Genomic DNA, 12,542 nt, shown 5'->3' with positions numbered 1-12,542 from the left:
CGAAACCTCGTCTGCACATGCCCCCCAATGGACGCATACAAAGACGCAGCTGAATAACAACAAAACCCCCCGCCACAAAAAGGCGGGGGGTCCACGAACCGCCCCAAGCATTTAGTAATAGTACGTTCCACTTGTAGAAAGGCATCGCAATGAAACATTACGTCCCTAACGATGCGTGCCTGGAACTGGCAGGATCAGTGTCGCCGCAGCCCCAAAAGCAGCGCGACGTTGACGTGTTTGTGGCAACCGATATTGCAGCCGCATCAACCGGAATGATTGCGGAATTCTTCCAGGCCCTTAACGCGTTTTCCGAAGACTATTCCTATCAGGTGAACATCCGCCAGATTGCACAGGAAAAACCGGGGAACCCGATCTTCTGGCACGGGCGGACCGCTATCTTCTGGGGGGATCTGGAAAATCACTGGACCTTGTCCCCCATGGAAAGAGCATGGACCGCGCAGGTGATCAGCCTGGCCCAACGCACCATCCTTGTTGGAAGCGCCGTGTTGTTGCTGGCCGAAATCGGGCGTACGCACAAGAAATCCGTTGCGGTGCACCCGAACTTCGCCGCCGCCGCGCAGGAAAGCGGGCTGTGCATCTGTAGTGGCGACAGGCACCTGACGGCTGAGGGGCGCACGCACAGCGCCTCGACCCGGCTTGGTGCGTTGCGGTTGCTGGCTGATCTGGCCTCGCTGGATCACGGGGCCTATATCGCGGACACGCTGCGCGCGTATATCGGCCTGACCGAGCCGGAAGCGCAGCACAAAAGCACTTTGGCCACACGGTTGATCCAAAGATCCGGCGCGGATCCGATGGTTTTGCACGCCGTTGATGCCATGCTGGCGCATATCGAGGACCCGCTGAAAATCCCCGATATTTCGCGCATTCTGGGAACCTCGACCCGACAGTTGCAGCGGCGGTTTCTGGAAAAAACCGGAACCAAACTGTTGTCGACCTACAAGGCCTTGCGGTTGGAAAGGGCGCATGAATTGCTGCGCCACACCGATCTGTCACAGCGCGAGATTTCGGCGGCGACCGGGTTTTCGTCGGTCACAACGCTGACCCGGTCGTTTCGCGACCGCTATCGCCTGACCCCGGACGCGATCCGCAGCCAGCGCTTTAGTGGCTGCCTCTAGCTGGGACATCCGAACCTGCCAGCAGATCGGCGGCGGCGCGGGCGATGACCAGTTCCTCATTCGTGGGGATCACCATTGTCACCACGCGGGACAGGTTGGTCGAGATGATCCGGTTGTTGTCTGCATTTGCGTCGGGATCAAGCTCGATCCCCAGCCAGCCCATCCCGGTACAGACCCGGTCGCGCACAAGGCGTGAGTTTTCACCGATGCCACCGGTGAAGACCAGCGCATCGATACCGCCCAGAACCGCCGCCATCGCACCAAGTTCGCGCCGCAGACGGAAGGTGAAATAGCTGATCGCCTGTCGGCTTTCATGGGTGTCGGCCTTTTCCAGCGTGCGCATATCATTGGACAGACCCGACAGGCCCAGCAGGCCGGATTTTCGGAACAGCAGATCCGAGATTTCTGTGGCGCTCAGCCCCTCTTGCTCCATCAGGTACAGCACGACACCGGGATCAAGCTGACCGCAGCGGGTGCCCATCGGCAGCCCGTCCAAGGCCGAGAACCCCATGGTCGATCCGACTGAGCGCCCGCCGATCATCGCGCACATTGATGCCCCGTTGCCCAGATGCGCGACAACGACCCGGCCTTCATGCAGCAATGGCGCGGTATCCGCCATATGGCCCGAGATGTAGTCATAGCTGAGGCCATGAAACCCGTAGCGACGTACACCTTTGTCATAATACTCGCGCGGAAGGGCGAAGACGTCATTCTCCCACGGGTGGTTGCGGTGAAAGGCGGTGTCGAAACAGGCGATCTGCGCCGCGTCGGGAAACCGTTCCATCGCCGCCCGCACCCCGGCCAGGTTATGCGGCTGGTGCAGCGGCGCGAAGGGCGAGAGTTTGTCCAGCGCCGCGATCGAGTCTGCGGTCAATGGCAAGGGCGTGTCGATATCCGGGCCACCATGGACGACACGGTGCCCGACCGCCGACACCTGCGCGGACGGATAGGTTCGGCTGAGAAAGCCCAGAACCCAATCCAGCGCTGCTGCATGGTCCGGCGTCTCGCCCGGGCTGCCATTGGCCAGCGCCCTGCCGCTGGCCGATTTTGCCGTGACCGAGACGCTCGCCTCGCCGATGCGCTCGACGGTGCCGGTGCATTTCTCGACCGGGTCGCCGGGGGCAAGTTCGTAGAACCCGAACTTCAGCGAGGATGACCCGGCATTCAGCGTCACAACATGGGTCATGCCCGCCCCTTCCCAACTGCTGAGATGCGCGCCTGATGCAGCGCCGCCACTGCGCAAGACGCAAGCCGCGCCTTGTCGTCATCCGCACGGCTGGTCAGGATGATCGGCACTTTGGCCCCCATGACCACCCCTGCCCCTTCGGCATTGGCGATATAGGTCAGTTGCTTGGCCATCATGTTGCCCGCATCCAGATTGGGCACGACCAGAATATCGGTGCGGCCCGCAACCTCGGACACGATGCCTTTGGTGCGTGCGGCGGCAAGGCTGACCGCATTGTCCATCGCCAGCGGCCCATCGACCAAGCCGCCTTTGATCTGGCCACGCTCGGCCATCTTGGACAGAAGTGCCGCATCGACCGAAGACCGGATCGCCGGGTTCACCGTCTCAATAGCCGACAACACCCCGGCGCGGGGCTGTTCGATGCCCAGCGACAGCGCCAGATCGATGGCGTTCTGGGTGATGTCGATCTTGGTCTCAAGATCCGGTTCAATGTTGATCGCCGCATCGGTCACAAGCAAAGGCCGCGGCTGGCCGGGTACATCCATGACAAAGACATGGGTAAAGCGCCGACCGGTCCGCAGCCCCTGATCCCGGCGCAACGCTGCCTTGAGCAGCTCATCCGTGTGCAAATGCCCTTTCATCACGGCCTGCGCCCGCCCTTCGGCAACCAGATCAACGGCGGTGTGTGCCGCGCCAAGGTGATCCATCACCGGCAGAATCTCGAACGCGTCCAGCGACTGACCGATCTCACGCGCAGCGGCGTAGATTTTGTCCGGGTCACCGATCAGGATCGGTTGAATAATGGTCTCACGCGCCGCCAGCAGGGCCCCACCCAATGAGTTCGCCTCTTCCGGGGCGACAATTGCGGTTGGCATCGGGTCCAATGGGCGCACCCGTTCCAGAAGGGCGTCGAAATGGCGATGACGTTTGACCACCAGGCCGGGCAGATCAACCTCGGCAAAGGTCATCTGTTTTTCAGGCGCAATCACGACGGCCTGCCCGCGCAGGATCACGGCCCCATCCGATGCCCGCGTGACGCTGGTGTCAAACACAACCTCGCGGTTGTCGCGCTTTTCCACAACGGTGACTTTCGAGGTCAATTCGTCACCCGCATAGGCTTGCGCGACAAACTCGAAACTCTGGGATTTATACAGGGTGCCAGCGCCCGGCAGAACATTGCCCAGCACCGCCGAGACCAGCGCGCCGACAAAGATCGCGGGGGCCAGCGCCTCGGGCTCATTGTCGCCGTCACCGTCTTCATGCGCCAGATGCAGCGGGTTGTGATTGCCCGAATTGTTGGCGAAGACATAGAAATCGTCGACCGAGCAGCTGCGCGTGATTTCGCCGCTGTCCCCCACCCTGAGCTGATCGTATGGTTTGTTGTGATATTGCATGTTTTTCAGTCACCTACGACCCCAAGGCCGCCCATTTCCAAACAATCCGACCCGAGCGTCTTGCATTGTGTCAACCAAGTCCAGCCGGATGCAGCCCGGTCGCCGGCAGCGTATCATTGGCTGCTTAACGAATTTGCGACGTGTCTGCCCTTTGTTCACGCCCTGCGCCGCGTGTCGCCGCCCTTCTTGCGCATGGTCAGGCCGATGCGTTTGCGCGGCACATCCACTTCGACCACGCGCACTTTGACGACCTGACCGGTCTTGACCACCTCATGCGGGTCCTTGACGAAACGGTCCGCCAGTTGGCTGACATGGACCAGCCCGTCCTGATGCACGCCGATATCGACAAACGCCCCGAAGGCCGCGACGTTGGTGACGGTGCCTTCCAGCATCATGCCGGGTTTCAGGTCGGTGATCTCTTCCACCCCGTCCGTGAACGAGGCCGTGACGAAACTGGGTCGCGGGTCGCGGCCGGGTTTTTCCAATTCGGCAAAAATATCGCGCACGGTGGGCAGGCCGAACCTGTCATCCACAAACTGTTCCGCCCGCAGGCGTTTCAGGGCACCCTCATGCCCCATGATCTGCCGGATGTCCCGGCCACAGGCGGCGACCACACGGCGCGCGACGTCATACGCCTCGGGGTGAACCGAGGAGGCGTCCAGCGGCTCAGCCCCGTCCCGGATCCGCAGGAACCCGGCGCATTGTTCAAAGGCGCGGGGGCCAAGGCGGGCGACGTCCAGCAGATCCTTGCGCGACCGAAATGGTCCATTGATGTCCCGGTGGCTGACGATGGCCTCGGCCTGCGCCGGACCCAGACCCGACACATGCGACAGCAGCGGGGCCGAGGCGGTGTTCAGATCAACCCCCACCGCGTTCACCACATCCTCGATCACGGTTGCCAGCGACTGGGACAGGCGGTGCTGATCCACGTCGTGCTGGTATTGCCCCACGCCGATGGATTTCGGTTCGATCTTCACAAGTTCGGCCAGCGGGTCCTGCAACCGGCGGGCAATCGACACAGCCCCACGCAGCGAGACGTCCAGATCGGGAAATTCGCGCGCCGCCAGTTCCGAGGCGGAATAGACCGAAGCCCCGGCCTCGGACACCACAACCTTGGTGGGTGCTTTCACGCTCTTGGGCAACAGGCTGATCGCGTCGGCCACCATCCGTTCGGTTTCGCGGCTGGCGGTGCCATTGCCGATGGCAATCAGTTCGATCTGATGGGCCGAGATCAGGTTCACGATCGCCGCTTGCGCCCCGCGCAAATCGTTCTTGGGCTGAAACGGATAGAGCGTGTCCGTTGCCACAACCTTACCCGTTGCATCTACCACAGCCGCCTTAACCCCGGTTCGAATGCCGGGGTCCAGACCCAATGTAGGCCGCGCACCGGCTGGCGCTGCAAACAGCACATCCTTGAGGTTGCGGGAAAAGACCTGAATGGCCTCGTCCTGCGCCCGACTGCGCAGGTCGGCCATCAGTTCGACCATCATGCTGAGCGACAGCTTGACCCGCCAGGTCCAGCCCGCCACCTTGCGCAGCCACTTGTCGCCCGGCCCGTCGCCGCGCGTCTGCAAATGGGCGGCCACAATCGCCTCGGCCCGCCCTGCCCCAAATTCCGGTTCCGGCGCGATATCCAGCGTCACGATCCCCTCTTTCGAGGCGCGCAGCATCGCCAGCGCCCGGTGCGAGGGGACGTCTGCCCACAACTCGGAATGGTCGAAATAGTCGCTGAACTTGGCGCCTTCGTTTTCCTTGCCCTCAATGACCTTGGCACTCAGATACGCCTCGCGCTGCATGAAGCCGCGTAACTCGCCCAAAAGGGCGGCGTTTTCGGTCAGCCGTTCGGTCAGAATATCCCGCGCCCCGTTTAGCGCGTCGCGCGGCGTAGGCACGGCGTCAGTAATATACCCGTTTGCCAGCGCCTCGGGATCAGCGAACCGATCCGCAAGGATGGCATCGGCCAGAGGCTCCAACCCGTTTTCGCGGGCGATCATCGCCTTGGTGCGGCGTTTGGGCTTATAGGGCAGATAGATGTCTTCAAGCTGCGCCTTGGTGTCGGCCTGTGCGATGGATTTGGCCAGATCGTCGCTCAGCTTGCCTTGATCCTTGATCGATTTCAGAATCGTGTCACGCCGCGCCTCAAGTTCGCGCAAATAGGTCAGGCGGTCGGACAGGGTGCGCAGCTGACCGTCATCCAGCCCGCCCGTTGCCTCTTTCCGATACCGCGCCACAAACGGCACCGTTGCACCGTCATCCAGCAGTTTGACGGCTGCATTCACCTGTTCGGGGCGGGCTTGAATCTCGGTGGCGATGGTGCGGGCGATACGGTCCAATGGGGCCTCCTGAAATCAAGTTGGACGCACTTCTTAGACAGCCCGTCCCACAAGGGAAAGAGGCCCCGAAACTTTTATCAGGAGCCCGCCTTCTGTGCTGCCTCGCGCATCTGGCTGAGGGTCTGGCGCGGGGTCAGCGCCTCAGCTGAGATGTTCAGATCCAGAACCGCCCCGCTGTCCGACGCCAGCGCCCGTTCGAACGCGGCCTCGAACTCCTCGGTCCGCTCGACCCGCTCGGCATGGTAGCCGTAGGACCGCGCGAGTGCCGCGAAATCCGGGTTCTCCAACGTCGTGCCCGAGACGCGGGCGGGATAGGCTTTTTCCTGATGCATCCGAATGGTGCCATATGTGCCGTTGTTCAGGATTAAAACGATGGGCTGGGCCCCGGCCTGCATGGCGGTTCCAAGCTCCTGACAGTTCATCTGAAAATCACCATCCCCGGCAAAACAGACAACAGTCCGGTCCGGATGCGCGACCTTGGCCGCAACGGCAGCCGGAAGCCCATAGCCCATCGCCCCGGATTGCGGAGCCAGCAACCGCTGGTTCGGGCCGTACTTGAAGAACTTGTTCGGCCAGACGGTAAAGTTGCCTGCGCCATTGGTCAGGATCGCATCCTCGGGCAGACGGTCGCGCAGATAGGCCGAGACCTTACCCATATCCACGGGGCTGGGCAGGTCGGGCAGATCGAAAAATGCCTCATAATCCGCGCGGGCTCTGGCCCGCCAGTCCGCCCAGCTGCCTTGCACAACCTGTTGCGACATGGCCTGAGCAAAGGCATTCGGGCCGGATTGGACACCTAGGTCAGCAATGTAGACCTTTCCAATCTCGCGGTCCGAGGCGTGCACATGGATCAGCGTCTGATCCGGTTTGGGCACGTTCAGCAAGGTGTAGCCATCAGTTGTCATCTCTCCGAACCGCACGCCAATGGCCAGAATCACATCCGCGCCCTGGATCTGTGCTCGGGTCGCCGGTGTCATGCCGGTCCCGGCGTCACCCACATAGCTGGGCGAGTGGTTGTCCAGGATGTCCTGAAACCGGAAGGCGGCGATCACCGGAATATCGGCGGCTTCGGCAAATCGCTGCAAAGCCGTGCTGCCCTCGGCCCGCCAGCCACCACCACCAATCAGGATCAGCGGGCGTTTTGCGGTCGAGAGTTTGGACACAACCGCCGCAATCGCGTCGGGCGTTGGGCCGGGTTCGTGAACCGGCGCAGGGCCCGTCAACGCGGGGACGTCTGTTACTTCGGTCAGCATATCCTCGGGCAAGGCGACAACCACTGGGCCGGGGCGGCCTGATATTGCGGTGGTCCAGGCGCGGGCGATGATCTCGGGGATGCGGTCCACCGCCCCAATCTCGGTTACCCATTTGGCGACAGTGCCGAAATAGGCGCGATAGTCGATCTCCTGAAACGCCTCGCGCCCTTTCATGTCCGTCCCGACCTGCCCTACGAACAGGATCATCGGGGCGCTGTCCTGCATCGCCGTGTGCACGCCAATTGAAGCATTGGTCGCGCCCGGTCCTCGGGTCACAAAGCAGATACCGGGCTGACCGGTCAGCTTGCCGTAAGCCGAAGCCATGAACGCAGCACCACCTTCATTCCGGCATAAGGTGAAATCCAGCGCGCCGTTTGTATCCCGCCTTGTGCTGCTTGTGTCATGCAGCGCATCCAGAACTGCCAGATAGCTTTCACCGGGAACGCCAAAACTGTGCCGCGCCCCAAGCCCCTGCAGGCATTCAACCAGTACCACACCGCCATTTCGTTGCGTCATCTCGGATCTGTCCTTCGAACCTGTCTGCGGCATTGCGCAGTCTCTGACGGGCAACTTGACCTAAGGGCGCGGCATACGCAAACGGGGAAATTCCTGATTTTGCGGTTTTGATATTTGGGTCCGTATTGCGCGCGAGGGTTTCGTCCTAAGGACCAAAAGGACTTAGAGCTATTTGGTTTTTAATAATCATTATTTCGGATTTTTGCGCGCTACATTGGGCGGGTGTGTTGGACAGGCAAACCGGATGCAGGCGATTTACTCAAACGCCTCTGGCTCCAGGTCCTGCCAAAAGGCAAAGATTGCCGCCGCGTTCAGACCAGAACGCCACCCATGTGCGCGGAAATGCTCTCGGTCCAGGTCATTGTCCAGGCCGGCCAGAAACAAACGCTTGTCGGCATCTCTCTGCGTGGGGTTTCGCCGCGAAACCAGCTCCTCGACGATCGAGAGTTTTCGCGCCCTTTCGGATCGCTCAGCCACCCGCGCGGCATAGGCGCGATCTTCCTCAGCCCGTTCTTCCTGACGCTGTTCCGCCGCGGCCAGAGCCTCAGGGCTTGGCTCTGGTTTCGTGTCCGGATCGGGTGGCTGGTAATCATCGCGCAGCGCAGCCGATAGGTAGCCCAGCGTTGATTTCACGCCCCCCTGCCCGCTTACATAGTCCAGCTTTTGCCGCACATAGTCTTCCCCATGTTCAGCAATCCATTGCCGCGCCAACCTGTCCGAGACCCCCTGATCGCGCATCGTCTTGTAGATCGGCAGGTTGCGAACGCCGTCGCTGTCATCAATCTCGAACATCGCTTTCTGTGGATTGCCCTTGATACGGAATCGGATGTCCGTGACGGTGCGACCCTTCTTCTTGAATTCCGGTTCAATCAGAATGTCCGAGCTTTTGTTCACCTCGGCCACCGCCGGTTTGATGATCTTGGCGTTCAGATGCTTGAAGCTGCTGTAATAGTCGCTGCCATCCACGCCCATCAACTTGCGGAACACGTCCAGCGCCCACCACCCTGTCGAGCCCGTTCTGACGAAGCGATAGCAATTCTCATACAATGCCAGGCCATGGCCTGAGCTGAAATTCCTCTGAATCTGCACATTGATGAGGGCATAGATCTTGGGGTCATAAAGCTTCTGCGCCAACGCCGGGGAATAGGCATATTCGCACACCCCGTTCTTCAGCTTGGCAAAACTCAGCAAGGACGAGACGCCCCATTCCTGACGGCCCTGTTCATCCAGCATATCCCACTCGGCTACGGTTTCAGCCAAAGCGCGCAGGCTGGCGCGCAGCGTATCGAAGTCATTGGAATTGTAACCGACCATCATGGCCAGGGTTCTGGCATCGATCGTATGGGTGGGGGCTGAGGTGAGCGCATCATAGGCATTCAGCAACAGCACATTGGACAGCTTGCGCTGCAACAGCGTTAGCTTGCCGCTGATATGAATCGCGGCGACATTCTTTTTCACCGTCTCCCGGCGTAGCGCACCAGAGAGGGTATCCATGTCCAATAATGTATCCGGCATGATTCTGCCTGACTGCTCGTTTTGATATTTGTGCCATGAAAGGTACCCAATGATCAATCTTCTTTGGGTGCCCAAATACAGGATGAAAGGAATCCCGTAGACAGGTACCTAATGACTCTGCACCGAGAGTTATCCCCAGGGCAGGGACTCGGCGAAGACTGGATGCCGGTCAAAACGACTCGTCAACCTGTTCCGAGGGGCAGGATTAGGCTCTGATTTCGCCTGTTTTTTCGAATACCGCGAATCGGGCCCCCTCTTCCCGGATTCTGGCGCTTTTCGTCCTGCAAACAGGAACCTATTGTCCTGAAAACGGGTTCCTTTCGTACCGTATTGAGGTCCGGTAGTACATTCATCTCATTGTTATTATTAGTAGTTTTGGGCCCAAAGAATCTAAAACTTCTAAATAAAATAAACTCTTTGTTGCGCCTTTTTCTGTTTTAAGAATTGGTTTCGCGACGAAACTCGGTCAATTGATGTATTTCTGTGGAAAAAAACGCAATCAAGGATAGCCGCCAGACAAAATGTTCGCTACATTTTGGAATATACGCTGGTAAGGCGAACATTATCCGAGGCATCGACAGTGAACAAATCCAACCAACCTCCCGTGCCGCCCTATTTGAATCTTGATCCAGAGGTCGCGGCAACCAAGTTGCCTGATCCTATCGGGACATCTCGATTCGCAAAAGCGGCCACATTCTGCGCCAAGGGACGAGAAGACCTTGCCCGCCGTGGCTATGCCCCTGACGGAGAGAAACGGCTGCGGCGGTTTTCCATTTGGGAAATCACCAAGTATCTTATTCCAGTCGCCCCCGCCCATCTGAGACGGGTTCTGAAGGCCAATCCCGACCTGCCCCAGGGTGAGGGTGAGGCCGGATCCAAATGGTTCACTTTGGAAGAGGTTCTGACCCTGCGCCAGCATTTCGCTGCTGAAGGCGTCAGCACAAAGGAATATCTGCCTTATCGTCCGGAGGGCCTTCCGGCAAAGGTTGTCGCCGTCGCCAACTTCAAGGGTGGTGTTGGAAAGACCTCGACCGCCGCTCATCTGGCAATGTCCGCCGCGCTGGACGGCTACAAGGTTCTCGTGATTGATTTGGACAGCCAGGGGTCCATGACCTCGATCCTTGGTGGTCGCGTCGCGGATGAGTGGCAAACGGTTTTTCCATTGATCGCCAAAGACTATGCGCGCGCCGTGCAAGAGGAAAACAGGGTTCGCAGCGCGGCGGGTCAACCCGAAATCCCCTTGGACGAAACGCTACAAGAGGCTCTGACCACCCTGCCCCGCGATGTCATTCAACAGACGCACTGGCCCAATATCGATCTGATCGGCGCGCAGCTGAACCTGTATTGGGCCGAGTTCCAGATTCCCGTCTGGCGCATGGGCCTGCGCAGCTGGCCTCTTTGGGATGGGTTGACGAACTTCCTGCAGGACGAAGGCGTTCTGAATGATTACGACATCGTATTCCTCGATACCCCTCCTGCACTTGGGTACCTAACGATCAACGCGTTGGCTGCGGCGGATATTCTGTTGGTGCCCCTTGGGGCGTCATTCCTGGAGTTTGATTCGACGGGCCGGTTCTTCGACATGCTGTATACGACTTTTGCCAGCATCGAAGATGGCGAGAATGCCGCGCAACGGGCGGCAGGTTTACCGGAACTTAAGTTCGAATGGGATGTAGTCCGGGCAATCATCACGCGCTTTGACGCCAGTCAGCAGACCGACATGGCAAATGTCATACAAGCATATTTCGGGGACTTCATGAATGCCTACCGTCAGGATTATACCGCTTTGGTCGGGCAGGCGGGGGAGCAAGTGAACGGGATTTACGAAGCGGATTACCGCGATTTCAACCGCGACACCTATGTGCGAGGCCGCGAGACCTTTGACCGGACCTATGCGGAATTCAAAGAGGTTCTGATCGGGTGCTGGTGGCGCGATGCTCAGATGGGAGGAGAGGCAGATGGCTAAACGCAGAAGACTGACCGCCCCGGACACGGCGGAATTGGAACAGCTCGAGGCTGGTTTCGTCGCGAAACCTTCGATCAGCCCGTTTGATACAAAATCCCCGGCACCGCCGATTGCACAGGTTGCGGCCGAGGCTGCGTCTTTGAACGGGATGGCTGCGGTGACGGACCGGGTTGCACTGGCGCAGGACCAAACCGATGCCGCCGCCTGGCGCGATGCAAAAGACGCTGGTCTGGTGGCGCAAAAGCTGCCCTTGGACGATATTGATGCCGACTACATCCGACGGGACCGCATGGTCGAGGATGAAGAGGCGATGGCCGAGTTGCTGGAGTCCTTGCGCGTCCACGGCCTGCGCACACCGATCGAGGTTACACCGGACGGTGAAGGGTATGGTCTCATTTCCGGGTTTAGGCGCCTCGATGCCTTTCGGCGTCTGGCCAAAACCGATCCGAGATTTGCGGCGATCCCGGCCTTTGTGCGCAACGCCGAGACAGGGCAGGGTGCCTATGTTTCGATGGTCGAAGAGAACGAACTGCGCGCCAACCTGAGCCCGTATGAGCGCGGTCGGATCGCTGTTCTGGCCGCAGGGCAGGGGGTTTTCGACTCCACCGAAGCCGCAGTGGACGTCTTGTTTGCAGCGGCGTCCAAGGCCAAACGTTCCAAGGTGCGCAGCTTTGCCAGTGTTCACGAGGCGCTGGGGGATTTGCTGCAGCATCCCATCGCCTTGACCGAGAAGGCTGGTCTGAAGCTCGCGGCCGCATTGCGGGATGGGGCACAAGCCAAACTGCGGCAGGCCCTGGCAGGTGCAGATGTTCTGGATGCCAAGGCGGAATGGTCCTTGCTGGAAAATGCGCTCAGGGACGCGCCCGAACCGTCCAGAGACAAAACGCGTGGCGGGCGGCCGCAACAGGTTGAGCGTTTGGCACCGGTCAGTCTTCCGGGTGGTGGCGAAATTCAGGCAGAGGTCTCGGCAGGCGAACTGCGCCTTCGTATTCACGGGCGCAACCTGTCTGCAGCTGATGCGGCGCGCATCGTCGAGCAGATTGCAGAGCACATGCTCTGACCTCGGTTTCGCAACGAAACCAAGGGGCAATCTAGACGACTAGTTCCAACTTGGTTTGGGCCCTTCATTAAAGGTTTTAAGTTGTGCGCATTAATGCCAGAAAAAGAGCATTATGCGCATCGCCTCGTTGTTAGAGAATGCGTCCCAAAAACCGGCGAAAATTCAACTCAAAGACTGTCGCGG

8 protein-coding genes are annotated in these 12,542 nt (G+C 59.8%); 3 read left to right on the top strand and 5 right to left on the bottom strand.

The genetic code is table 11. From position 1 onward, the window contains the following. The first annotated feature begins 149 nt into the window (after window positions 1-149). Window positions 150-1,136, top strand: coding sequence for a helix-turn-helix domain-containing protein (locus ACR0C9_RS13925; RefSeq protein ID WP_480781274.1), 987 nt, complete (start codon window positions 150-152; stop codon window positions 1,134-1,136). Here the strand turns inward: ACR0C9_RS13925 and ACR0C9_RS13920 are convergent. From ACR0C9_RS13920 to ACR0C9_RS13900, 5 genes are all read right to left on the bottom strand, one after another. Continuing rightward, the gene (locus tag ACR0C9_RS13920; RefSeq protein ID WP_170454001.1) at window positions 1,120-2,322 is read right to left on the bottom strand and encodes an acetate/propionate family kinase; all 1,203 of its coding nucleotides are present in this window, start codon (window positions 2,320-2,322) and stop codon (window positions 1,120-1,122) included. The two genes, ACR0C9_RS13925 and ACR0C9_RS13920, sit on opposite strands and share 17 nt — an antisense overlap. Then, window positions 2,319-3,716 (bottom strand): bifunctional enoyl-CoA hydratase/phosphate acetyltransferase, encoded by a 1,398-nt coding sequence (locus ACR0C9_RS13915; RefSeq protein ID WP_480584973.1) that lies wholly within the window; start codon window positions 3,714-3,716, stop codon window positions 2,319-2,321. Before ACR0C9_RS13915 ends, ACR0C9_RS13920 begins: the two co-directional genes overlap by 4 nt. 155 nt (window positions 3,717-3,871) lie before the next feature. Further along, window positions 3,872-6,049 carry a Tex family protein gene (locus ACR0C9_RS13910; protein ID WP_480781273.1) on the bottom strand — a complete coding sequence of 726 codons (2,178 nt, stop codon included), beginning with the start codon at window positions 6,047-6,049 and terminating at the stop codon, window positions 3,872-3,874. 77 nt (window positions 6,050-6,126) lie between these two features. Then, window positions 6,127-7,818, bottom strand: a complete 1,692-nt coding sequence (locus tag ACR0C9_RS13905; RefSeq protein WP_480781272.1) for a thiamine pyrophosphate-binding protein — start codon at window positions 7,816-7,818, stop codon at window positions 6,127-6,129. 255 nt (window positions 7,819-8,073) lie between these two features. Further along, window positions 8,074-9,333, bottom strand: coding sequence for a replication initiation protein (locus ACR0C9_RS13900; protein WP_170453993.1), 1,260 nt, complete (start codon window positions 9,331-9,333; stop codon window positions 8,074-8,076). Window positions 9,334-9,913: 580 nt separating this feature from the next. Between ACR0C9_RS13900 and ACR0C9_RS13895 the strand changes: the two genes are divergently transcribed. Further along, complete coding sequence (locus ACR0C9_RS13895; RefSeq protein WP_170453991.1) at window positions 9,914-11,299, top strand: AAA family ATPase; 1,386 nt, start codon at window positions 9,914-9,916, stop codon at window positions 11,297-11,299. Next, complete coding sequence (locus tag ACR0C9_RS13890) at window positions 11,292-12,359, top strand: ParB/RepB/Spo0J family partition protein (protein ID WP_480781271.1); 1,068 nt, start codon at window positions 11,292-11,294, stop codon at window positions 12,357-12,359. Before ACR0C9_RS13895 ends, ACR0C9_RS13890 begins: the two co-directional genes overlap by 8 nt. Window positions 12,360-12,542: the final 183 nt, after the last annotated feature.

The sequence above is a fragment of the Ruegeria sp. C12 genome, from assembly GCF_056537745.1.
Note: the sequence above shows the minus strand (reverse complement) of the source record. Positions and strands in the feature narration are given on the sequence as shown.

Bases quoted from the DNA above. Each gene is read 5' to 3' on its own strand.
- ACR0C9_RS13900 (WP_170453993.1), bottom strand. From the start codon at position 9,333: ATGCCGGATACATTATTGGACATGGATACCCTCTCTGGTGCGCTACGC.
- ACR0C9_RS13920 (WP_170454001.1), bottom strand. From the start codon at position 2,322: ATGACCCATGTTGTGACGCTGAATGCCGGGTCATCCTCGCTGAAGTTC.
- ACR0C9_RS13915 (WP_480584973.1), bottom strand. From the start codon at position 3,716: ATGCAATATCACAACAAACCATACGATCAGCTCAGGGTGGGGGACAGC.
- ACR0C9_RS13890 (WP_480781271.1), top strand. From the start codon at position 11,292: ATGGCTAAACGCAGAAGACTGACCGCCCCGGACACGGCGGAATTGGAA.
- ACR0C9_RS13905 (WP_480781272.1), bottom strand. From the start codon at position 7,818: ATGACGCAACGAAATGGCGGTGTGGTACTGGTTGAATGCCTGCAGGGG.
- ACR0C9_RS13925 (WP_480781274.1), top strand. From the start codon at position 150: ATGAAACATTACGTCCCTAACGATGCGTGCCTGGAACTGGCAGGATCA.